This window comes from Ramlibacter sp., from assembly GCF_035655895.1.
Lineage (GTDB): Bacteria > Pseudomonadota > Gammaproteobacteria > Burkholderiales > Burkholderiaceae_C > Ramlibacter.
On record NZ_DASRTN010000013.1, the window covers coordinates 80,789 to 105,147 of the forward strand.

General features: G+C 71.3%; 11 protein-coding genes (1 of these 11 cut by a window edge). 7 read left to right on the forward strand and 4 right to left on the reverse strand.

From position 1 onward, the window contains the following. The 5 genes in view from VFE82_RS14795 to VFE82_RS14815 are tightly spaced (at most 31 nt apart) and all read left to right on the forward strand, a layout consistent with a single transcriptional unit that may run on beyond the window. A protein-coding gene (locus VFE82_RS14795; RefSeq protein WP_325001082.1) for a tandem-95 repeat protein crosses the window boundary here: on the forward strand, nt 1-11,670 show its 3' portion. Its footprint begins 15,186 nt before the window's first position; the window shows 11,670 of its 26,856 coding nt (coding positions 15,187-26,856); its start codon lies off the left edge, out of view; its stop codon occupies nt 11,668-11,670. Then, nucleotides 11,667-13,685, forward strand: coding sequence for a TolC family protein (locus VFE82_RS14800; RefSeq protein WP_325001083.1), 2,019 nt, complete (start codon nt 11,667-11,669; stop codon nt 13,683-13,685). The genes VFE82_RS14795 and VFE82_RS14800 overlap by 4 nt, the downstream gene beginning before the upstream one ends. Before the next feature lie 31 nt (nt 13,686-13,716). Further along, complete coding sequence (locus VFE82_RS14805; RefSeq protein WP_325001084.1) at nt 13,717-14,631, forward strand: efflux RND transporter periplasmic adaptor subunit; 915 nt, start codon at nt 13,717-13,719, stop codon at nt 14,629-14,631. Nucleotides 14,632-14,637: 6 nt separating this feature from the next. After that, entirely contained in the window at nt 14,638-15,963 is a 1,326-nt protein-coding gene (locus VFE82_RS14810; protein WP_325001085.1) for an efflux RND transporter periplasmic adaptor subunit, read from the forward strand. Then, nucleotides 15,963-18,101 carry an HlyD family efflux transporter periplasmic adaptor subunit gene (locus VFE82_RS14815; RefSeq protein ID WP_325001086.1) on the forward strand — a complete coding sequence of 713 codons (2,139 nt, stop codon included), beginning with the start codon at nt 15,963-15,965 and terminating at the stop codon, nt 18,099-18,101. Before VFE82_RS14810 ends, VFE82_RS14815 begins: the two co-directional genes overlap by 1 nt. Nucleotide 18,102: 1 nt before the next feature. Here the strand turns inward: VFE82_RS14815 and VFE82_RS14820 are convergent, their stop codons facing one another. Then, nucleotides 18,103-19,734, reverse strand: coding sequence for an AMP-binding protein (locus tag VFE82_RS14820; protein WP_325001087.1), 1,632 nt, complete (start codon nt 19,732-19,734; stop codon nt 18,103-18,105). Between the two features lie 22 nt (nt 19,735-19,756). Continuing rightward, nucleotides 19,757-20,236 carry a MarR family transcriptional regulator gene (locus VFE82_RS14825; RefSeq protein WP_325001088.1) on the reverse strand — a complete coding sequence of 160 codons (480 nt, stop codon included), beginning with the start codon at nt 20,234-20,236 and terminating at the stop codon, nt 19,757-19,759. Nucleotides 20,237-20,364: 128 nt separating this feature from the next. On the opposite strand from VFE82_RS14825, the gene VFE82_RS14830 reads away from it, so the two are divergent. After that, nucleotides 20,365-21,627, forward strand: coding sequence for a class I SAM-dependent methyltransferase (locus tag VFE82_RS14830; RefSeq protein WP_325001089.1), 1,263 nt, complete (start codon nt 20,365-20,367; stop codon nt 21,625-21,627). Further along, nucleotides 21,627-21,950 (forward strand): DUF1840 domain-containing protein, encoded by a 324-nt coding sequence (locus VFE82_RS14835; protein WP_325001090.1) that lies wholly within the window; start codon nt 21,627-21,629, stop codon nt 21,948-21,950. The genes VFE82_RS14830 and VFE82_RS14835 overlap by 1 nt, the downstream gene beginning before the upstream one ends. A 99-nt stretch (nt 21,951-22,049) precedes the next feature. On the opposite strand, the gene VFE82_RS14840 is transcribed toward VFE82_RS14835, so the two are convergent. After that, nucleotides 22,050-23,051 carry a tripartite tricarboxylate transporter substrate binding protein gene (locus VFE82_RS14840; RefSeq protein ID WP_325001091.1) on the reverse strand — a complete coding sequence of 334 codons (1,002 nt, stop codon included), beginning with the start codon at nt 23,049-23,051 and terminating at the stop codon, nt 22,050-22,052. 250 nt (nt 23,052-23,301) lie between these two features. After that, complete coding sequence (locus tag VFE82_RS14845; RefSeq protein ID WP_325001092.1) at nt 23,302-24,291, reverse strand: tripartite tricarboxylate transporter substrate-binding protein; 990 nt, start codon at nt 24,289-24,291, stop codon at nt 23,302-23,304. Nucleotides 24,292-24,359: the final 68 nt, after the last annotated feature.

The window sequence follows — 24,359 nt, forward strand, 5'->3', positions numbered from 1 at the left end:
CCGGCGGCGACGGATGTGGACGGTGATGCCGTTGCGTATGCGGTGACCACGCCTGCTGCGCACGGCGCCGTGACGGTCGCCAGCGATGGGACCTACACCTACACGCCGACGGGCAACTACAACGGCGCCGACGGCTTCAGCTACACCGTCAGTGACGGCAAAGGCGGCAGCAACACGTACGTTGTCACGGTCAACGTCACGCCGGTGAACGATGCACCGACCGCGGCGGACACCTCGATCTCCGTGGTCGAGGACGAGGTCGCGACGGGCAGCTTGCCTGGCGCGACAGACGTCGACGGCGATCCTGTCGCCTACGCGCTCGCCACCAGCGCGAGCCACGGCACGGTCACGGTGGCCGCGAACGGCACCTACACCTACACGCCCGCCGGCAACTACAACGGCGCTGACAGCTTCACGTACACGGTCAGCGACGGCAAGGGCGGCAGCACTACCCACACCGTCACGGTGAACGTCACGGCCGTCAATGACGTGCCGACGGCGGGCTCGACGAGCCTCACCGTGGCCGAAGACGGTTCGACCAGCGGCTCGCTGCCGGCGGCGACGGATGTGGACGGTGATGCCGTCACATACTCGGTCGGAACGGGCGCGAGCCACGGCACCGTGACGGTTGCCGGCAACGGCACGTACACCTACACGCCGACGGGCAACTACAACGGCCTCGACAGCTTCAGCTACACGGTGAGCGACGGCAAGGGCGGCTCGAACACCTACGCCGTGTCCGTGAACGTCACGTCCGTCAACGACGCACCGATTGCCGCCCCAACCAGCATCAGCGTGGCCGAAGACGGGGTGGCCACCGGCAGCTTGCCTGGCGCGACCGACATCGACGGCGACGACGTGACCTACGCCGTCGCGACCGAGGCCAGCCATGGCGCGGTGACCATCGCACCGAACGGCACGTACACCTACACCCCAGCCGGCAACTACAACGGCGCCGACAGCTTCAGCTACACCGTCAGCGATGGCAAAGGCGGCAGCAACACGTACATCGTCACGGTCAACGTCACGGCGCTGAACGATGCACCGGTCGCAGCCCACACCGCGATCGCCGTGGCCGAGGACGAGGTGGCCGCGGGCAGCTTGCCTGGCGCGTCGGACATCGACGGCGACGCCGTGACTTATGCCATCGCGGCCGCCGCCGCGCACGGCACTGCGACCGTTGCGGCCGATGGCGCGTACACCTACACGCCGGCCGCCGACTACAACGGCCCGGACACCTTCAGCTACACGGTCAGCGACGGCAAGGGCGGCACGAACACCTACACCGTCACCGTGAACGTCACGGCCGTCAACGACGCCCCGGTTGCCGCCGCGACCAGCATCACGGTCGCCGAGGACGGTTCGACCAGCGGGTCGCTGCCGGCGGCGACGGACGTGGACGGCGATGCCGTCACGTACTCGGTCGGAACGGGTGCGAGCCACGGCACCGTGACGGTTGCCGGCAACGGGACGTACACCTACACGTCGACGGGCAACTACAACGGCCTCGACAGCTTCAGCTATACCGTCACCGACGGCAAAGGTGGCAGCAACACGTACACCGTCACGGTGAACGTCACGGCCGTCAACGACGCGCCCGTTGCCGCCGCGACCAGCATCACGGTCACCGAGGACGGTTCGGCCACCGGTTCGCTGCCGGCGGCGACGGATGTGGACGGCGATGCCGTCACGTACTCGATCGGGACGAACGCGAGCCATGGCACGGTGACCGTCGCGCCGAACGGCACGTACACCTACACGCCCGCGGCTGACTACAACGGACCCGACGCCTTCAGCTACACGGTGAGCGACGGCAAGGGCGGCACGAGCACGTACACGGTGTCCGTGAACGTGACGGCCGTGAACGATGCACCGACCGCCGCGAATGCCTCGATCGACGCGACCGAAGATCTGGTCGCCACCGGCAGCTTGCCTGGCGCGGCAGACGTCGACGGCGACGCCGTGACTTATGCCATTGCAGCGGCCGCCGCGCACGGCGCCGTGACCATCACGGCGGACGGCACGTACACCTACACGCCGGCGGCCAACTACAACGGGCCGGATAGCTTCAGCTACACCGTCACCGACGGCCAGGGCGGCAGCAACACGTACACCGTCGCAGTGAACGTGGCGCCGGTGAACGATGCGCCGACGGCAGCGAACACGACCATCACCGCGACGGAGGACCAGGTTGCCACGGGCAACCTGCCTGGTGCCGCGGACGTCGACGGCGACGCCATCACCTACACCCTTGTCGCTGCCACCTTGCACGGCACGGTCTCCGTGGACGCGACGGGCGCCTACACCTACACGCCGGCGGCCGACTTCAATGGCGCCGACAGCTTCACTTACGCGGTCAGCGACGGCAAAGGCGGCACGAACACGTACACCGTCACGGTGAACGTGGCGGCGGTGAACGACGCGCCGACGGCGTCGGCCACCAGCATCACGGTCGCCGAGGATGGCTCGGCCAGTGGTTCGCTGCCGACCGCGACGGACCTTGACGGCGACACGGTGGCCTATGCCGTGGCAACGCCTGCGGCGCACGGTACGGTGACGGTCGCGCCCACCGGGGCGTACACCTACACGCCGGCAGCCGACTACAACGGCGCGGACAGCTTCAGCTACACCGTCAGCGACGGCAAGGGCGGCACGAACACTTACACCGTCACGGTGAACGTCACGGCAGTGAACGACGCGCCGACGGCGGCGAACACGACCATCAGCGCCACGGAAGACCAGGTTGCCACGGGCAACCTGCCTGGTGCCGCGGACGTCGATGGCGACGCGGTCACCTATGCCGTTGCCACCCCCGCGACGCACGGCACGGTCACGGTCGCGGCCAACGGCACCTACAACTACACCCCGGCGGCCGACTACAACGGCGCGGACAGCTTCACCTATACCGTCAGCGACGGCAAGGGCGGCAGCAACACGTACACCGTCTCGGTGAACGTGGCCGCGGTGAACGATGCTCCGACGGCAGCGAACACGACCATCGGCGCGACGGAAGACCAGGTCGCCACCGGCACGTTGCCGGGGGCCACGGACGTGGACGGCGACGGTGTGACCTACGCGGTCGAGACGAACGCGAGCCACGGGACTGTGACGGTCTCGGCTGGCGGGACGTACACGTACACGCCCGCGGCGAACTACAACGGGCCGGACAGCTTCACCTACACCGTCAGTGACGGAAAGGGCGGCACGAACACGTACACGGTGTCGGTGAATGTGGCGGCAGTGAACGACGCGCCGACCGCGGCAAACACTGCGATCACGGCGACGGAAGACCAGGCCGCCACCGGAGCCTTGCCCGGGGCCACGGACGTCGACGGCGACGCGGTCACCTATGCCGTTGCCACACCCGCGGCGCACGGCACGGTCACGGTCGCCCCCAACGGCACGTACACCTACACCCCGGCGGCCGACTACAACGGCGCGGACAGCTTCACCTACACCGTCAGCGACGGCAAGGGCGGCAGCAACACCTACACCGTCTCGGTGAACGTGACCGCAGTGAACGATGCGCCGACGGCGGCGAACACCTCGATCGCGGCGACGGAAGACCAGGTCGCGACCGGTACCTTGCCGGGGGCGACGGACGTGGACGGCGACGGTGTGACCTACGCCGTCGCGACGAACGCAAGCCACGGCGCCGTGACCGTCGCGGCCAATGGGACGTACACCTACACGCCGGCAACCAATTACAACGGCCCGGACAGCTTCAGCTACACCGTCTTGGACGGCAAGGGCGGCAGCAACACCTACACCGTCTCGGTGAACGTGGCGGCGGTCAACGACGCACCGGCCGCTGCGGCCACCAGCATCACGGTCGCGGAGGATGGCTCGGCCAGCGGTTCGCTGCCGACGGCGAACGATGCCGATGGCGACGCGGTCACCTACGCGCCGGCCTCGGGCCCCGCGCACGGGACCGTGACCGTCGCCGCCAATGGCGCGTACACCTACACGCCCGCCGCCGACTACAACGGCGCCGACAGCTTCAGCTACACCGTCAGTGACGGCAAGGGCGGCAGCAACACGTACACCGTCTCGGTGACCGTGACGCCGGTGAACGACGCCCCGGTGGGCGCCGGTGCCGCGGTCACGACGGCGGAAGACGCGGTGGCGACCGGCAGTCTGCCGATCGCCACCGACGCCGACGGCGACCTGCTGGCCTACACCCTGGCGTCGGCCGCCTCGCATGGCACGGTGACCCTGGGGGCCGACGGCAGCTACAGCTACGTGCCTGCGGCCGACTACCACGGCACCGACAGCTTCAGCTACACCGTCAGCGACGGCAAGGGCGGCACGGCCACCTACACCGTCGGCATCACCGTGACGCCGGTTGCGGACCTCGTGGCGGACGGCGCCCTGTCCACCACGCAGAACAACCCGCTGGTCGTGCCGACGGCGTCGCTGCTGGCGAACGACACCTTCAGCGGCGCGCCGGCGGTCACGGCGCTGGGCACGCCCGCGCACGGAACGCTGTCGCTCTCCGGCGGCACGATCACGTACACGCCGGACGCCAACTACGTCGGGCCCGACAGCTTCACCTACACGGTCACGTCCAACGGCATGACCGAGACCGGGACGGTGGTCCTGGTCGTCACGGCGTTCGACAACCCCACCAGCTTCGGCGGCACGACCGGCGGAACCGGCGCCGAGGATGGCGGGCCGATCACCGGCACGCTCACGGCCAGCGACATCGACGGGCTCGGCACGCCGGGCTGGACCGTCATCGGCGCGCCCGCCCATGGCAGCGCCACGGTCGATGCCACCGGACAGTGGCGCTACACCCCGGCGGCCAACTACTTCGGCCCCGACGCCTTCACCGTGCGCGTGACCGACGACGCCGGCAACCAGGCCACCCAGGTGGTCACCGTGTCCGTCACCCCGGTGAACGATGCCCCCGTGAGCACGGCGGTCGCGCTGGGCTCCGTGCCCGAGGATGGGGGCAGCGTGCTGCTGACCGCGTCCCAGCTGCTGGCCGGCGCCAGCGACCTCGAGCACGACGCGCTCGCCATCGCCGGCGTCTCCGCCAGCAGCGGCACGCTGGTCGACAACGGAAACGGCACCTGGACGTTCACGCCCGACACCGACTTCCACGGCACCGTCACCTTCACCTACACGATCCGCGACAACGGCACGACCGCCGGCAGCGCCGATCCCCTGGCGACCGCCGGAGCGGCGACCCTGGTGGTCACGCCGACCAACGACGCGCCGGTGGCGGCCGCCAGCAGCATCACGGTCGTGGAAGACGGCTCGGCAGCCGGCACGCTGCCGGTGGCCATCGACGTCGATGGCGATGCCGTGACGTATGCCGTCGGGACGCCTGCCGCGCACGGCACGGTGACCATCGCCGCAGATGGCGCGTACACGTACACCCCGGCAGCCGACTACAACGGTGCCGACAGCTTCAGCTACACGGTCAGCGACGGCAAGGGCGGCACCAACACGTACACCGTCTCGGTGAACGTGACCGCGGTGAACGATGCGCCGACGGCAGCGAACACGACCATCGGCGCGACGGAAGACCAGGTTGCCACCGGCACCTTGCCCGGGGCCACGGACGCCGATGGCGACGGCGTGACCTATGCGGTCGCGGCGAACGCCAGCCACGGCACCGTGACCGTCGCGGCCGATGGCACGTACACCTACACGCCGGCAACCAACTACAACGGCCCGGACAGCTTCAGCTACACGGTGGCGGACGGCAAGGGTGGAACCAGCACCTACACCGTTTCGGTGAACGTGACGGCGGTGAACGATGCACCGACCGCTGCGGCCGCCAGCATCACCGTCGCCGAGGATGGCTCGGCCAGCGGTTCGCTGCCGACCGCCACCGACGTCGACGGCGACGCGGTCAGCTACGTGGTGGCAACCCCTGCCGCCCACGGCAGCGTGACGGTGAGCGCCACCGGCGCGTACACCTACACGCCTGCAGAGAACTACAACGGCCCGGACAGCTTCGGCTACACGGTCAGCGACGGGCAGGGTGGCAGCAACACCTACACCGTGTCCGTGAACGTGACGCCGGTGAATGACGCGCCCACCGCTTCCGCCACCACCATCACCGTCGCCGAAGACGGGGCGGCCAGCGGCATGCTGCCGGTCGCGACCGACCCCGACGGGGACGCCGTCACCTACGCGGTGGCCGCGCCGGCCGTGCATGGCACGGTGACGGTCGCCGCCGACGGCACGTACACCTACACGCCGGCTGGCGACTACAACGGTCTCGACAGCTTCAGCTACACCGTCAGCGACGGCAACGGCGGCAGCAACACCTACACCGTGACGCTGAATGTCGTGGCGGCGAACGATGCACCGGTGGCGTCGGGCACGGCCATCACCACGGCCGAGGACACCACCGCCAGCGGCTCCCTGCCGGCCGCCACGGACGTCGACGGCGACGCCGTGGCCTATGCCCTCGCCGCACCCGCTGCACACGGCACCGTGACGGTGGCGCCCAACGGTGTGTACACCTACACGCCGGCTGCCGACTACAACGGCCCGGACAGCTTCAGCTACACCGTCAGCGACGGCAAGGGCGGCAGCAACACCTACACCGTCGCGGTGAACGTGACCGCGACCAACGACGCGCCGACGGCGGCGAGCACCGCGATCACCGCGACCGAGGACCAGGTCGCCACCGGCGCGCTGCCCGTCGCGACCGACGCCGACGGTGACGGCGTCAGCTACACCCTGGCGTCGGGCGCGGCCCACGGCACGGTGACGGTCGCCGCCGACGGCACGTACACCTACGCGCCCGCCGCCGACTACAACGGGACCGACAGCTTCAGCTACACCGTCAGCGACGGGCACGGTGGTTCGACCACCTACACCGTCTCGGTGACCGTTGCGCCGGTGAACGACGCACCGACGGCGGCCAGCGCCACCGTCACCACCGCCGAAGACCAGGTGGCGACCGGCTCCCTGCCGGCCGCCACGGACGTCGACGGTGACGCCCTGACCTACGCCGTCGCCGCGCCCGCGGCCCACGGCACGGTGACGGTCACCCCGGGCGGCGGCTACACCTACACGCCGGACGGCGACTACAACGGCGCGGACAGCTTCAGCTACACGGTCAGCGACGGCAAGGGCGGCAGCAACACCTACACCGTCGCGGTGAACGTGGTGCCCGTCAACGATGCGCCGACGGCAGCCGCCGGCAGCATCACCGTGGTCGAAGACGGCACGGCGACCGGCTCGCTGCCCACCGCATCCGATGCCGACGGCGACCTCGTGACCTACACCCTGGCCGCGCCGGCGGCGCATGGAACGGTCACGGTGGGCGCGAACGGGACCTACATCTACGTTCCGGCCGCCGACTACAACGGCCCGGACAGCTTCAGCTACACGGTGGCGGACGGCCAGGGCGGCACCAGCACGTACACCGTCTCGGTGAACGTGACGGCGGTGAACGACGCGCCGACTGCGGCGAACGGCTCCATCGCGACCGCCGAGGACCAGGTCGCCACGGGCACCTTGCCCGGCGCGATCGACATCGACGGCGACGGCGTCGTGTACGCGGTCGCGGCGCCGGCGGCGCATGGAACCGTCGCCATCGGTGCGAACGGAACCTACAGCTACACGCCCGCGGCGAACTACCACGGCACCGACAGCTTCAGCTACACCGTCAGCGACGGCAAGGGCGGCACCAGCACCTACACCGTGTCGGTCGTCGTGGCGGCCGTCAACGACGCACCCGTCGCCTCGGGCGGCAGCCTTGCCACACCGGAAGACACGCCCCGCAGCGGCACGCTGCCAGCGGCGACCGACGTCGATGGCGACCCGGTGACCTACGCCCTGGCCACCGCCCCGTCGCATGGCACGGTGACGGTCGCGGCGAACGGCGCGTACACCTACACCCCGGCCACCGGCTACAACGGCCCGGACAGCTTCGCCTACACCGTCAGCGACGGCCACGGCGGCAGCGCGACCTACACGATGACAGTCGCCGTCGCACCGGTGAACAACGCGCCCGTCGCCGGCGACCTGACGGTCGGCACGCCGGAGGACAGCACGCTGACCGGGACGCTGCCCGTGGCGACCGACGCCGACGGCGATGCCGTGAGCTACGCACTGGCGTCGGCGGCCACGTACGGCACCGTGACGGTCAGCGCCACGGGCGGCTACACCTACACGCCGGCTGCCGACTACAACGGCGCCGAGAGCTTCAGCTACACGGTGAGCGACGGCCACGGCGGAACGAGCACGTACACGGTGACCGTGAACGTCGGCGCGGTGAACGATGCGCCGGTGGCCGCGGGCACCACGGTCACGGTGACCGAAGACGCCGTGGCGACCGGCACGTTGCCGGCGGCAAGCGACGCCGATGGCGACACGGTGAGCTATGCACTCGCTTCGCCCGCGGGCCACGGCACGGTGACCGTCGCCAGCGATGGCAGCTACACCTACACGCCCGCGGCCGACTACAACGGTCCGGACAGCTTCAGCTACTCCGTCAGCGACGGCAACGGCGGCAGCACCACCTACACCGTGACGCTCGACGTCGTGGCACGCAACGACGCGCCGGTGGCGTCGGGCACCGCCATCACGACGCCCGAGGACACCGCCGCCAGCGGAACCCTGCCCGTGGCCACCGATGCCGATGGCGATGCAGTGACCTACGCCGTCGCGACGCCGGCGGCCCATGGCACGGTAACCGTCACGGCCAGCGGCGCGTACAGCTACATCCCGGCAGCGGACTACACCGGCGCCGACAGCTTCAGCTACACGGTGAGCGACGGCCACGGCGGAACGAACACGTACACGGTGACGGTGAACGTGACGCCGGTGAACGACGCGCCCACCGCCGCCGCCGTCAGCATCACGGTCGGCGAGGACGGATCGACCACCGGATCCCTGCCGGCCGCGGTGGACGCCGACGGCGACGCGGTGACCTACGTGGTGGCCACGCCCGCCACGCACGGTGTCGTCACGATCGCGGCCAACGGGATCTACAGCTACGCGCCGGCAGCCGACTACCACGGACCCGACAGCTTCAGCTACGCGGTGAGCGACGGCCATGGGGGCAGCAACACCTACACCGTCACCGTGACGGTGCTGCCGGTGAACGATGCGCCCACCGGGGCGGGCGGCAGCATCACCGTGGGCGAGGACGGCACTGCGAGCGGCACCCTGCCGGTGGCGAGCGATGTGGACGGCGACAGCCTGGTCTACGCCGTTGGCACCCCGGCTGCCCACGGCACGGTCACGGTGGACGCGAGCGGTGCGTACACCTACGTGCCGGCCGCCGACTACCACGGCGCCGACAGCTTCACGTACACGGTGAGCGACGGCCGTGGCGGCAGCAGCACCTACACCGTCACCGTGGACGTCACGCCGGTGGCGGACGTCCGCGCCGACGCGGCGACGACGACGCAGAACACCGCCGTCGCCACCAACGTGCTGGCCAACGATGGCTTCGTCGGCGCCGGCCGGGTGGTGAGCGCCACCACCCAGGGCGCCCATGGCACCGTGGTCGTGCTGGATGCAGCGGCTGGCCTGGTGCAGTACACGCCGGACGCGGGCTTCACCGGAACCGACAGCTACACCTACTCGGTCACGTTGGGCGGCAGCACCGAGACCACGACGGTCACCGTCACCGTGCGCGACGCCACGGCACCGGCCCGCCCGAGCGTCGTGCTCGAGGCCGGCAGCGACACCGGCACGCCGGGCGACGGCCGCACCAGCGACGCCACGCCGACCGTGCGCATCGACCTGCCCGGCTCCGGCCTGGCCGCGCCGCAACCTGGCGACACGCTGGTGCTGGAAGCCGACGGCCATCCGGCGGTCACCGTGGTCCTGACGGCGGCCGACATCGCAGCCGGCGGGGTGACCCTCACGGTGCCGGCGCTGGCGGACGGGACGCATGGCCTGACCGCGCGCCTCGTCGACGCGGCCGGCAACGATTCCGGCAGCTCGGCGCCGCTGGTGCTCGCGGTCGACACGCTCGCGCCGACGCTGCAGGACGCGGCCGTCCAGGGCGAGCGGGTCGTGCTGGCCTACGTGGAAACCGGCACCGGCCTGTCGCCGGGCGCGGTGGCGCCCGGCAGCTACCAGGTGGTGCGCAACGGCCAGGCCGTGGCGGTCACCTCGGTGCAGGTCGATCCCGTCACCCGCTCGGTCACGCTGGTGCTGGACCAGGCCGTCCTGGCCGGCGACGACGTGCGCGTCAGCTACCTGCCTTCGGGCGTTGCGCTGGCGGACGTGGCCGGCAACCAGGCCGCCGGGTTCTCCTCGGTCGGGGTGCGCAACACCACGGCGGCGCTCCCGCCGACACAGTCCGCGCAGCCGGTGCAGACGCCGCCCACGCTCCCGGCGCCGCCGGTGGCCGTGGCCGTGCCGGACGCCGCCGCCGCCCCCGCCCAGCCGCCGGTGGTGGCACCGGTCGCGCCCGTCGACCCGGCCTCGCCGATGCTCGGTTCGCTGCCCTTCATCCTGCCGTCACTGGAGCCGATGAACTCGCTGGGCCAGGTGCCGGGCGACTACGGCAGCGTGACCCTGGGGTCGACCGCGCCGCCCCGACCCACGCAGGTCGGCCAGCGGCCCGAGATCCTCGAGTCGCTCGATCGCGGCTTCGCCGCCGTCCGGGATGCCACCTACGGCAGCGCCGGCGCGGCGGCCGGTGCGGTGAGCAGCGACGGCGCGATGCTGGCCGTGCTGCAGGGCATCCCGAACCTGAGCACGCCCGACGGCGGCATGAACTTCACGGTCCCGCGCGATGCCTTCGTGCACACCGATGCGAACGCCGTCATCACCCTCGATGCGCGGCAGGCGAACGGTCAGCCGCTGCCCTCGTGGCTCGGTTTCGACGGCGTGACCGGCCTGTTCAACGGGCGTCCGGCCGGCGGCGACGCCATCGCCCAGCTGCAGCTGGAGGTGGTGGCGCGCGACAACGCCGGCCGCGAGGCCCGCACCGGCTTCAGCGTGCTCGGCGAATCGCAGCGCCTGGCGAGCGCGCTCGACGCGGTCGACCGCGGTTTCAACCTGCAGCGCCTCACGCGCGACCAGCTCGGCCTGCCCGCCGCGGACACCGACGTGCTGATGCGCTACCAGCCGATCGGCGACCTGCGGTTCCAGGGCGGCCAGGGCCTGTCGTTCAGCGTGCCGACGGACGCGTTCGTGCACACCAACCCGCGCGCGGTGGTGCGCCTGTCGGCGCAGCTGGCCGACGGCGAACCGCTGCCGGACTGGATGCACTTCGACAGCGTCACCGGCCGTCTGTGGGGAACCCCGCCGGGCGACTTCGACGGTGTGCTGGAGATCCAGGTGGTGGCCCGCGATGCGCGCGGACTGGAAGCGCGCACGCAGTTCAAGCTGTCCGTGCTGCGGGACGGCACGGTGACCGGCTCGCTCCAGCTGGGCGACGGCGAGGGCGGCGAGCTGCCCTGGCGCGATGGTGCCGAACCCGATGGCCGCGACGCCGCGGAGACGGCGCGGGTGCTGCATGCCAGGGACGCGAAGGACGCGACGGATGGCAGGGGCCAGAAGGACAAGGCCAAGGTCAAGCGGGCGGCGCCCAGCTTCTCCGACCAGCTGCGGCATGTCCGTGACCACGGGCCGGCGAAGGAATCCCAGGGCCTGGTGGCCCGCGCGCTGGCGGCCAAGGCGATCGACAAGGGGGCGCCGCACCAGGCGGCTGGCGCCGAGGGGCGGTCGCTGTGATCTCGAACAAGAAGGACAAGCAAGTGCTGGTGGAACAGGAACAAGGATCCGGGCGCGGTCGCGCCACATTGCGCGCAACCGTGGTGGCCACGGCGCTGGCCGCCGCGCTCGCGGGCTGCGCGGTCACGCCGGAGCCGATGACGACCGAGGAGCGGTCGACCCGTGCGCAGGAGGACCTGTCGGCGGTGATCGAGGCCGGCGAGCCGGTGACCGCGCCGCTCACCCTGGCCGACGCGATGGCGCGGGCCGTGCGCCACAACCTGGAGTTCAAGGTGCGGCAGATGGAGGCGGCGGTGCAGGCCCGCCAGCTGGACCTGTCGAACTTCGACATGCTCCCGCGGCTGGCGCTGCAGGCCGGCTACACCAGCCGCAGCAACGACGCGTTCGGCCTCGGCTACCAGCCCAACGGGACCATCAGCTCGGTGCCCAGCAGCGCGGTGGAGCGGTCGCATTCCACCTACAACGCGTCGCTCTCCTGGAACGTGCTGGACTTCGGCGTGAGCTACTACCGCGCCAAGCAGGCCGCCGATTCGGTGCTGGTCGCCGAGGAGCGCCGGCGCCGCGCGCTGCAGAACCTGCTGCTCGAGGTGCAGTTGGCCTGGTGGCGCGCCGAGGCGTCGCAGCGCCTGCTGCCGCAGATCGACGCGATGCTGGTCGACATCGAGCGGGCGGCCGAGCGCTCGCGGCTGATCGAGGCGCGCCGCCTGCTGCCGCCGCTGCAGATCATCGCCTACCGCCGCTCGCTGCTGGACCTGCAGCAGCAGCTCACCGTGCGGCGGCAGGAGCTGGTGCAGTGGCGCAGCGAGTTCGCCGAACTGGCCGGCCTGCGTCCGGGCCAGCCGTACCGGCTCGCCTCGGCCGCGGTCGAGGCGCGCGTGCTGCCCAACCTGGTGACCCGCGTCGACGACCTGGAGGCGATGGCCCTGGAGCGCCGCCCCGAGCTGGCCGAGGAGCGCTACCGCGAGCGCATCACGGCAGCCGAGAGCCGCAAGCAGATGCTCGCCCTGCTGCCCAACCTCACCCTGAGCTACGGCACCACCTACGACAGCAACCGCTTCCTGATCAACAACCAGTGGAACGAACTGGGCAGCCTGGTGACCTTCAACCTGCTGCGGCTGTTCTCGCTGCCGGCCACGCGCCGCAGCCAGGAGGCCGCGGTGCAGCTGGACCAGGCGCGCCGGCTCGCGGTGTCGATGGCCGTGATGACGCAGACCCGCGTGTCGGTCAACCGCTACCAGCTGCTCAAGCACGAGCTGGGGGTCTGGAACGAGGCGCTGGAGGACGACCGGTCGCTGCTGCGTGCGATGCGCGCGACCCAGCAGGCCGGCCTGGAGACGGAACTCGAGCTGATTCGCGCGTCGGCCCGGCTGGCCCTCACCGAGATCAACCGCGACGTCGTGCACGCCAACCTGGAGCACGCGATGGGCCGGGTGATGAATTCGGTCGGCTACGACGTGGTGCCGCCGGACGCCGCCGACGCGACGCCCACGCTGGCCACGCAGATGGCGAGCGCCCTGGCCGGCTTCAACGAGGCGAACTACAGCGCGCAGGCGGCCGCCCCGGTCGAATCGGTGGCCCTGGGCAACCTCACCGGCCTGCCGAACGACGCCCGGCGCGACTTCACCGAGTCCATGCGCACCGTGCTGCGCGTGGTGCGCGTGCCGATCGCGGAGCAGGGCGCGGCCATCCGCACCGACGTCGCGGTCACGCTCGGCCCGAAGCAGGACTCCGGCCGGCCGGTCGCGCTGAAGGTGACGCTGCTCGAAGGCAGCGGCCAGAAGGTGCTGCACACCGCCGAGATGCGCTCGATGCTGGTCGATCCGGTCACGCCCGAGCAGTGGAAGGTGCTGGGCGAGGCGGCGGTGTTCCGCGTCGCCGAAACCCTGAAGTCCCTGCTGTCGGGCGGCCTGCACGAGTCCCCCGCCGCCGACACGCTGTCGCTCACCGACGGCGGCCTGCTGAAACTGGACCGCCGCTGGACCGGGCCGCGCCCCGTGTCGGCCGCCCGGCCTTGAGGCGCGTTGCCGCCCTATCCATGGAATTCCGATGCTGAACCTCTCCTCTCGCCCGACCTTCTTCCTGCGCGCGGTCGTCGCAGGCCTGCTGGCGGCGCACGGTGCCCTCGCCGGCGCGCAGGCACCGGCGGCGGCTTCCGCGCCCGCACCCGCTCCTGCGCGTGCAGCCAGCGGCGGCAGCATGGCGCCGCCCGCTGCCGCCGCCAGTGCAGCGCCTGCCACCGCCACGCCCGCCGCGCCGCCACCACCGGCCAGCGGAACCACCGCCGCCGCGCCGGCCGACAACGCCACCGTGCGGGCGCTGGTGGTGGCCGACATGGAAGCCACCATCTCCTCGCAGTTCGCGGGGCGCCTGACCAGCATGCCCAAGCAGGTCGGCGACACCTTCGCCGCCGGCGACCTGCTGGCCGGCTTCGATTGCGCCGAACGGCAGGCCGCCGTCAAGGCCGGCCAGGCCGAACTGCTGGGCGCTCGCGAGACCCACCTGGCCAAGCTCAAGCTGCAGAGCCTGGGAGCCGTCAGCGACCTCGAGGTCACGATGGCCGCCGCCGCCGCGGAGAAGGCCAAGTCGCAGCTCGCGCTGGTGCAGGCCCAGGAGAAGTACTGCCAGGTCTATGCGCCGTACGCGGGCAAGGTGGTGCGCATGCGCGCCAAGGCCTTCGAGTCCGTGCAGCTGGGGCAGCCGCTGCTGGAGATCGTCAACCTCTCCAGCCTGCGGGTGCAGCTGTTCGTGCCGTCCACCTGGGTGCGCTGGATCAAGCCGGGCAAGCCGCTCACCGTGGCGATCGACGAAACCGGCCAGAGCTACACCGCCCGCGTGAGCAAGATCAGCGGCCGCATCGACGGCGCCAGCCAGACGGTGGAGGTCGTCGCCCGCTTCGACCGGCTGCCGGCCAGCGTGCTGCCCGGCATGATCGGAAGGGCCAGCTTCCCCGAGGCGAAGTAGCGCGCGATGGTGTTCCAGGACCCCGCGCAGGACCTGCTGCAGTACGAGGCCGAGCTGGTGGCCGCGACGTCGGCCGCCGAGGCCGCCTTCGTGGCCGTCAACCGGCTGGGCGTGATCCTGCCCTTCCGGCTCGCGGTGCTGCTGCAGCCCGATCCGGTGCGCCATGCGCGAGTGGCGGCGGTGTCGCACCTGTACGAGGTCGACGAGAACGCGCCGTTCGCCCAGTGGCTGGCCCGCATCACGCGGCACGCCGGCGAGCAGCCGGTCGCCACGCTGACGGCGGCCACGCTGCCGCCCGACCTCGCGCAGGACTGGGGCGAGTGGCTGCCCGAACACGCGGTGCTGTGCCGGCTGGCCACCCCGGCCGGCGTGCTGATCGGCTGGCTGCTGGTCGGCTTCGAGCAGGCGCCGGGCGAAGGCGGTGGGGCAGTGCTGCAGCTGGCGGCGAGGCAGGTCGCGCTGGTGCTCGGGGCCTGGCAGGGGCGCCGCTGGATCTCGCTGGCGCAACTGCGGCGCGTGTTCACGCGCAAGGTGCAGATCGGCGCGGTGCTGGCGCTGCTGCTGCTGGCGGTGGTGCCGGTGCGCCTGGCAGCTCTCGGCCCGGCCGAAGTCACGCCCCTGGTGCCGGCCTCGATCACCGCGCCCACCGAAGGCGTGCTCGCCCGGTTCCATGTCGCCCCCAATGCGCTGGTCAAGGCCGGCGACCTGATCGCCTCGATGGACGACACCGTGCTGCGCAACCGGCACGCGGTCGCCCTCAAGGGCCTGGAGGTCGCGCGCGCCGAACTCGCCCGCGCCGGCTCCAAGGCGTTCGGCGACGACCAGAGCCGGGCCGACCTGCTCACGCTCAAGGCGCGGGTCGACGAGCGGCAGGCCGAAGTCGCCTCGGTCGAAGAGCTGCTCCAGCGCATCCAGCTGCGCGCGCCCTCGGCCGGGCTGGTGATCTATTCCAGCCCCGACGAGTGGATCGGCCGCAGCCTGGCGACCGGCGAGCGCATCGCCACCGTCGCCGATCCGGCCCGCGCCGCGCTCACGGTGCACCTGGCGGCCGAGGACGTGATCGCCGTTTCGCCGGGTGCCGACGTGCGCTTCTTCCAGAACGTGGCGCCGCTGTCGGCGCTCGATGCGCGCCTGACCGTGGTCGGCTACGAGGCCGAGCCCACCGTCGACGCCAGCCTGGCCTACGTGCTGCGCGCCGAGTTCGCCGGCGGCACCGAGCTGCCGCGGCTGGGCCTGCGCGGCACGGCCAAGGTGTACGGCGGCTACGTGCCGCTCGGCTACTACCTGCTGCGACGGCCGCTGGCGTCGCTGCGCCGGCTGCTGGGCGTTTGATGCAGGGCCTGGCACTCGGCACGCCGGGGGATCCGGCCGACGCGCCCCTGCCGCCGTTGCGGCCCGACCTGCACATCCAGCGCGTGGGCACCTTCCGCGACGGTTCGCCGCGCTTTCGCATCCACGATCCGCTGCGCAACCGCTACTTCGAGCTCGGCCTGGTCGACGTCGACATCCTGTACCACTGGCAGGCCGGCGAGAGCGCCCGCGCGGTCGCCGCCCGCATGGAGGAGGAGGGCAGCCTCGCGGTCGACCCCGCCGAGGTGATGGCGCTGCGCGACCTGCTCGCCCGCTACCAGCTGGTGACGGCCGGCGATCGCGCCGGCTTCCTGGCATTGCGCGACATGTGGAAGCGCACCCAGCTGCACTGGTTCACCTGGCTGCTGCACCACTACCTGTTCTTCCGCGTGCCGCTGCTGCGGCCCGATGCCTGGCTGGTGCGCTGGCTGCCCCACGCCCGCCGGCTGGTGTCGCTGCCCGTGCGGGTGGCCCTGGTCGTGATCGGCATCCTCACGCCGGTGCTGCTGGCGCGCGAATGGAACGCCTACAGCGAGGCCCTGGCCGGCCTGCTCACCTTCGACGGCCTGGTGGCATCGGCCGTCGCCGCATCGGTCGCCAAGGTGCTGCACGAGGGCGGCCATGCCTTCGTCGCGCGCCACCACGGCGTGCGGGTGCCGGTGATGGGGGTGGCGTTCCTGGTCATGTGGCCGGTGCTCTACACGGACACCAGCGACAGCTGGAAGCTGCAGGACCACAGGGCGCGCTTTCGCATCGCCGCCGCCGGCATCGCCACCGAGATGGCGATCGCGCTGGTGGCGCTGTTCCTCTGGACCCTGACACCGCCCGGCGGCCTGCGCTCGGCGCTGTTCTTCCTGTCGACCACCTCGCTGCTGCTCACGCTGTCGATCAACGCCAGTCCGTTCATGCGCTTCGACGGCTACTTCCTGTTGTCGGACGCGCTGGACTTTCCCAACCTGCACGAGCGCGCCGGCGCGATGGCGCGCTGGTGGGTGCGCCGCGAGCTGTGGGGCCTGGAGCGACCCGCGCCCGAGCACCACCCGCGCCGCATGGGCCGGTTCCTGGTGGCCTTCGCGCTGGTGACCTGGGCCTACCGCGCCGTGGTGTTCTTCGGCATTGCGCTGCTGGTGTACTTCGCGTTCTTCAAGCTGCTGGGCATCGTGCTGATGCTCGTCGAGCTGGGCTGGTTCCTGGTGGCACCGGTGGCGCGCGAGGCCGGTGCGCTGTGGGGCCTGCGCGAGCACCTGCGCCCGCGCTGGGCCCGCCTCGCGCTGCTGCTGGCGCTGGCCGCGGGTGGGCTCACGCTGTGGGCCTGGACCGGCGAGTCGCGCGCCACCGGCCTGCTGATGGCCGCCGAGGAGACGCGTCTGTACGCGCCCTCGCCGGCCCGCGTGCTGCGCGTCGGCGTGGCACCGGGCCAGCCGGTGCGCCCCGGCGACGTGCTCCTCGAGCTCGAGTCGCCGGACCTGGCCTTCCGCGCGCAGGCCAACGAGGTGAAGCTGCTGCGCGCCCAGGGCGAGCTGGCGCGCATCCCGGCCACGGACGTACAGCGCGAGCGCAGCCTGGTGCTGCAGGAGGAGCTGGCGCAGGCCCTGTCGGAGCAGCAGGCGATCCGGGAGGAGGCCGCCCTGCTCACGGTGCGCGCGAACCACGCCGGCCGGATGGTCGACATGCCGGCCGACCTGCAGCCGGGGCGCTGGGTGCATCCGCGCAAGCTGCTCGGGCGCGTGGTCGGCACCGGCCGCGCCCAGGTGCGCGCCTGGGTGACCGGCTCCCAGGTGCGGCGCCTGCGGGCCGGCGACGAGGTGCGCTTCGTGCCGCGCCTGCCGGAGCAGCCGCGGGTGTCGGGCCGCGTGGTGCGGCTGGACACGACCGGCTCGCGGCTGCTGCCGCATCCGCTGCTGGGCGGCCAGCACGGCGGCGACCTCGTGGCCAGCCAGAACGCCCGCGGCGAATGGGAGATGCGCGAGACGCTCTACCAGGTCGACATCGAGACCGATGCGCCCGCGCCGCCGTTGCTGCTGCCCGGGCGGCTGCACGTGCCCACCGGGCCGCTGGACGCCCTGGTGGCCTCCGTGCGGCAACTGCTCACGGTGCTGGTGCGCGAGAGCGGTTTCTGAGTCAGGCGGCCGCGGCCGCCTGCGCCATCTGCCGCAGCCGGAACCGCTGCAGCTTGCCGGTCTCGGTGCGCGGCAGCGCCGCCACGAATTCGATCTCGCGCGGGTACTTGTAGGGCGCGATGCTGGCCTTCACGTGTTCCTGCAGGGTGCGCACCAGCGCGGCGTCGGGCGCGTGCCCGGGCTTGAGCACGCAGAACGCCTTGACGATCATCCCGCGCTCCTCGTCGGGCTTGCCGACCACCCCGCACTCGGCCACCGCCGGATGCCGCAGCAGCGCGTCCTCGACCTCCGGGCCGCCGACGTTGTAGCCGGCCGTGATGATCATGTCGTCGGTGCGCGCCTGGTAGAAGAAGTAGCCGTCGGCGTCCTGCACGAAGGCGTCGCCCGGGTGGTTCCAGCCGTCCTTCACGTAGCCGGTCTGGCGCGCGTCGTCCAGGTAGCGGCAGCCGGTCGGGCCGATCACCGCCAGCTTGCCCACGGTGCCGCGCGGCACCTCGCGGCCGTCGTCGTCGACGACGCGGGCCTGGTAGCCCGGCACCACCTTGCCGATCGCGCCGCGGCGCACCTCGTGCGGAGCCGACGAGATGAAGATGTGGAACATCTCGGTGGCGCCGATGCCGTCGAGCATCTCCAGCCCGCTGGCCTGCTTCCACAGCTGCCGGGTCGCGTCCGGCAGACCTTCGCCGGCGCTCACGCACAGCCGCAGGCGGCCCACGCCCAGCTCGCGGGCATGCGGGGCCATCTGCCGGTAGAAGGTCGGTGCGGTGTAGCAGATGGTGGCGCCGGTCTGGGCGATGGTGCGCACCAGCGACTCGGGCGTGTACGGCCCCTCGCCGAAGTACACCGACGCGCCGGCCCACATCGGGAAGACGAGCAGGCCTCCCAGGCCGAAGGTGAAGGCCAGCGGCGGCGAGCCGACGACGATGTCGTCCGGGGTGGCCCGCAGCACGTGCCGCGGCCACGCCTCGCAGGCCGCCAGCACGTCGCGATGGGTGTGCACCGCGGCCTTGGGCTTGCCGGTCGTGCCCGAGGTGAACGCCAGCAGCGCGATGTCGTCCGCGGCGGTGGGGCAGGGCGGGACATCGCCTTCCTTCTGCGCCGCCAGCACCGCCAGCGATCCGGGCTGGTTCATCGCATTGAATGCCACCACGGCGCGCAGGCCGGGGTGGCCCCCCCGCGCCAGCTCCAGTTCCTCCAGCAAGGTGGCGTCGCACAGTGCCACGGCCGGCTGCGCGCGCTCCAGGATGTCGCCGAGCTCGCGCGCGCGCAGCAGCGGCATGGTGGCCACGGCGACCAGCCCGGCCTTCACCACGGCCAGCCAGGCGAGCGCCAGGCCGACCGAGTTGCCGCCGCGCAGCAGCACCCGGTTGCCCGGCGCCAGCCCGAGGTCCTCGACCAGCACGCGGCAGATGCGGTCGACCCGCTCGCGCACGTCGGCGTAGCTGAGGGTGATGCGCGGCGACCGCAGCAGCGGCCGCTCGGCCCAGCCCTTGGCGGCCGCCTTGTCCAGCAGCTCCTCCACGAGGTTGAGCCGGTCGGGCAGCTGCAGCTGCGGCAGGTCGTAGCGCAGCTCGGGCCACTGCGCGCGCGGCGGCAGTCGGTCGTGCACGAAGCGATCGGTCTGGGCGGACATGGGAGTGCTCCTCGGGGGCGAATCAGTCGGCCTGCGACACGGAGGCGGCCAGGGCCTGCTCCTTGACCTTGCCGAGCAGGCGGTGCAGGGTGGCCATGTCCTTGTCGGACAGCGTGGAGAAGGCGGCGACGATCCACTCCTCGTGCTGCAGCGCCATCTCCTGGAACAGCTGGCGGCCCTTGGGCGTCAGCCGCACCCGCCAGGCCCGGCGATCGCCTTCGACGTCGACCCGGTCGACCAGGCCCTCGGCAACCAGCTGGTCGGTGATGCCGGTGACGTTGCCGCCGGTGACCATCATGCGGCGCGACAGCTCGCTCATCTTCAGGCCGTCGGGCGCGCGCTCGAGCTGCGCCATCAGGTCGAACCGCGGCAGCGTGGTGTCGAACCGCTCGCGCAGCCGACCGCGGACCTGCTTTTCGACCAGCTGGGTGCAGGTGAGCAGTCGCAGCCACAGCCGCAGGGCCTCCGGGTGCTCGCTGTGCGCGCGCGCTTCCATGTCCATGGCAGGGGAAGAGGAGTCGAGACCTGAATAGTTTAAGTCTCAAGTAAATCCGGTCAAGCCGGGAATGAGGCGCCGTCCTACAAACTCTGCCATTGACGCACGATGCAGCCCGTCGCAAGAATTTGCGAATGGACGCATTGCTCCGCAGGATCGAAACGCAGCTGGCCGGCTCGCCGGTCTCCGTGGCCCTGTGCCTGCCCGGCGGCCGGCGGGTCGGATCGGCGCAGGCGCAGGTGGTCCTCACCTTCCGTGACTGGTCCCATCTGGCCGGGCTGGCCGCCGGCCAGATCGGCAAGCTCGGCGAGGACATCGTCGAGGACCGGGTGCACGTCGAGGGGACCATGCGGGACGTGATGGCTGCTGCCGCGCACCTGCTGCCCGGCAGCCCGGTCAACAGCGACACCGGCTGGTGGGACCAGATGCTGCGGCGGGCCCGTTCGCTGGCGCAGCATTCGCCGCAGAAGGACGCGCAGCAGATCCAGTTCCATTACGACGTGTCCGACGACTTCTACGCCCTGTGGCTCGATCCGCGGCGCGTGTACTCGTGCGCCTACTACCGCGAGGCCGGCATGTCGCTCGCGCAGGCACAGGAGGCCAAGCTCGATCACATCTGCCGCAAGCTGATGCTGCGCCAGGGCGAGCGCTTTCTCGACATCGGCGCGGGCTGGGGCGGGCTGCTGCTGTGGGCCGCCGAGCACTACGGCGTGGATGCGACCGGCATCACGCTCTCGCGCAACCAGCACGCGCACGTGAACCGGCTGATCCAGGCGCGGGGCCTGCAGGGCCGGGTGCGGATGGAGCTGCGCGACTACCGCGACCTGGACGAGGCGTATCCGTTCGACAAGATCGCCTCGGTCGGCATGTTCGAGCACGTCGGCCTGGCCAACATGCCCGTGTACTTCGGCAAGATCCACCGGCTGCTCAAGCCCGGCGGGCTGGTGATGAACCACGGCATCACCGCCGGCGGCGTGAACACGACCGCCCTGGGCGCGGGCATGGGCGACTTCATCGGCAAGTACATCTTCCCCGGCGGCGAACTGCTGCACGTGAGCCAGGTGCTGCGCGAGATGGCGACGGCCGGGCTCGAGATGCTGGATGCCGAGAACCTGCGGCCGCACTACGCGCGCACGCTGTGGGCCTGGTCCGACGGGCTGGAAGCGCAGCTGCCCGAAGCCCAGCGCGTGCTCGAGACCACCGGCGCCGAGCGCGAGGCCGGCAAGGTGCTGCGCGCCTACCGGCTCTACCTGGCCGGTTGCGCGATGAGCTTCGAGCAGGGCTGGATCTCGCTGCACCAGCTGCTCGCGTCGCGGCCTGACGGCCGGCCCGAGACCGGTGCCCTCACGGGCGCACAATCGGTCTACCCGTTCAACCGCGAGTACATCTACCGCTGATGCTGTACAAGTTCAAGAGCAAGGCCGCCGGCGACCTGATCATGCTGGAGCCCAATGGCCGCCGCATCCTGGAGATCATCGGCAAGGATGCCGGACCGCAGGGCATCATCGAACCGGCGCAGATGCCGGCTGCCGTCACCGCGCTGGAGCGCGCCATCGAGCAGGAGGAGGCCGAGCACCGGGCCGCCATCGAGGAGGCCAAGGCCAAGGGCGAGGTGCCGCCGCGATTCGACGCGGTGTCGCTGCGGCAGCGCGCCGTCCCCTTCATCGAGATGCTGCGCCGCTGCGGGCAGGCCGGCAAGGAGATCGTCTGGGGCGTCTGAGCCCCGGACAACCGGCCCGCCCACCGCGCGCCAGACGCCAGAAGGCCGGGCATGCCCGGCCTTCCTGCTTGTGCGCCCGCGTCGCGCGAGCGGCCCCGGTCAGTCCACCTTCGCGCCGGAGGCCTTCACGACCGGCTGCCACTTCTTCAGCTCGGCGTCGATCAGGGCGGCGAACTGGGCCGGGGTGTTGCCACTGGGATTGGCCCCCTGGGCCAGCAGCTTTTCCTTCATCTCCGGCGTGGCCAGCGCCTTGGACACTTCCTGTTGGATGCGGTTGGCGATGTCGGGCGACAGGCCGGCCGGGCCGAGCAGCCCGAACCACGAGCTCGCCTCGAAGCCCTTGAGGTTGGCGGCCTGTTCCACGGTCGGCACGCCGGGCAGCGCGGCCGACGGCTGCGCGCTGGTCACGGCCAGCGCCTTGAGCTTGCCCGACTTGATCAGCTGCATCGAGGACGGCAGGTTGTCGAACATCACGTCCATGTCCCCGCCCACCAGGCTGAGTAGCGCCGGCCCGGAGCCGGTGAACGGGAAGTGCGTCATGTAGGTGCCGCTCATGGTCTTGAACAGCTCGCCAGCAAGGTGGATCGAGGTGCCGTTGCCGCTGGAGGCCATGTTCAGCTTGCCGGGATTGGCCTTGGCGTACTGCAGGAAGTCGGCTGCCGTGCTGATGTTGCGCGCCTTGGCCTTCTCGGTGTTCACCACCATCACGTTGGGCACGCCCGCCACCAGGGTGATCGGGGTGAAGTCCTTCTGCGGATCGAACGGCATGCGGCTGTACAGCCACTTGTTGATCGACTGCGTGCCCACGGTCCCCATCAGGAGCGTGTAGCCGTCCGGCGCCGCCTTGGCCACGATGTCCGCACCGATGTTGCCGCCCGCGCCGGGCTTGTTGTCCACCACGAACTGCTGGCCGAAGGCCTTGCTCAGCTCCACCGCGGTGGCACGGGCCAGGATGTCGGTGGTGCCGCCCGGCGCGAAGGGCACGACGATGCGCACCGGCCGGGTCGGCCATTGCGACTGCGCAAGCGCCGGCGCGGCGAACGCGGACGCCGCCGCGAGCGCCAGCAGGTGCCGGCGGGAAGGTCCGTGGATCTGGATCATGGGAGTCTCCTGGTTCTGGATGGGATCGATCGATGCGGTGCCACGGCGCGCATCGAGAAGGCCGGCGTCCGCCGGCCGCGGTGCGGGCCATGATGCCATCGGGAGGGGCGCTGCGAGGGTGGGGAAAGCGCGGGGCGGCGCCGTCCTGGACCCGAGCCGCCGCCGGATGGCACAAGGCCGCCCGAAGGCGGCCTTGCTGGCGGTCATCGGGCCGGCAGCGCCGCGGGTGCGCGCCGCCGATGTGGCGGCATCAGTCGGCGTAGACGCCGGCCGCCTTGATGATCGGGCTCCACTTGGCGATCTCGCCCTGCACGAACTTCTTGTGCTCGGCCGGCTCGGCGCGCTTGTCGGCCACGACCACGGCACCCAGGCCTTCCTGCTTCTTGATGAAGTCAGGATCCTTCAGTGCCACCTTCAGTGCGTCGTTGAGCTTCTTCTGGATGTCGGCGGGGGTGCCCTTGGGAGCGTACAGGCCGTGCCAGATGGTGACCTGGAAGTCCTTGAGGCCCGATTCCTGCAGCGTGGGCAGGTCCTTCAGCGCCGGGGGCGACAGACGGCCGGCGGTGGTGACGCCATAGGCCTTGACCTTCTTGCCCTCGATCTGCGAGGCGGTGTTGGTGGTCTGGTCGCACATCAGGTCGATCTGGCCGCCCATCAGGTCGGTCATCGCCGGCGCCGTGCCCTTGTACGGAACGGTCGTCATTTCCACCTTCACCGCGTTCTGGAACAGCAGCCCGCACAGGTGCGAGGCCGAACCCACGCCGGCGTTGCCCAGGTTGATCTTGCCCTTGTTCTGGGCGATCCAGGCGGTCAGTTCCCTGTAGTTGTTGGCCGGCAGCGCGGGCTTGCCGATCAGCGTCATGGGCACGTCGTTGATCATGCCCAGGTATTCGAAGTCGGACTCGACCTTGAAGGGGATGTTGCGCACCAGGGTCGGCATGGTCGACATGCCGATGTGGTGGACCAGCAGCGTGTGCCCGTCCGGCGCCGCCTTGGCCACCTTGTTCGCACCGATCGAGCCGCCCGCGCCGGCGGCGTTGTCGACCACCACGGTCACGCCGCCCAGCGGCTTGCGCAGCGCTTCGGCCAGGTCGCGCGCGACGCGGTCGGTCGGGCCGCCGGCCGTGAACGGCACCACCAGGGTGATCGGCTTGTCGCCGGGGAACGCGCCCTGCGCGTGCACGCCCAGGGCGGTGAAGGCCAGCAGCGCGGCCGGAACCACGGTCTTCCATGCGGACATGTCGAGTCTCCTATAAGAAAAATCGGTCAATGGTACGACGCACCCCCGGCGCGGGTCATCGCGGGAAT